Origin of the sequence: Salmonella sp. NW884 (assembly GCF_051700745.1) — a bacterium.
GTDB lineage: Bacteria > Pseudomonadota > Gammaproteobacteria > Enterobacterales > Enterobacteriaceae > Salmonella > Salmonella enterica.
Window position 1 is genome coordinate 1 of record NZ_JAMMDE010000045.1, and the last position, 395, is coordinate 395.

Consider the following 395-nt stretch of genomic DNA (forward strand, 5'->3'; position numbering starts at 1 on the left):
GGAAACGCCATCGACGACGTGCTCACCGTGGCGCTGTTCCCGCAGATTGGCCTGAAGTTCCTTGAGAACCGCCACAACCCGGCGGCGTTTGAGCCGGTGCCGCAGGCGGAAGCCGCGCAGCCGGTGGCAAAAGCAGAGAAGCCTGCCGCTTCCGGTATCTACACCGTGGAAGTGGAAGGCAAAGCCTTTGTGGTGAAGGTCAGCGACGGCGGCGATATCAGCCAGCTGACGGCGGCTTCGTCTGCGCCGGTTCAGGCGGCATCCCCGGTTGCCCCGGCAGGCGCCGGCACCCCGGTCACCGCGCCGCTGGCGGGCAACATCTGGAAGGTGATTGCCACCGAGGGCCAGACGGTGGCCGAAGGCGATGTGCTGCTGATTCTGGAAGCCATGAAGAT

At 65.6% G+C, this 395-nt stretch carries 1 protein-coding gene; it reads left to right on the forward strand.

Annotated elements, in window-relative coordinates:
• Positions 1-395: biotin/lipoyl-containing protein (locus NA197_RS23440; protein WP_438796710.1), on the forward strand; the 395-nt coding region annotated here is incomplete at both ends.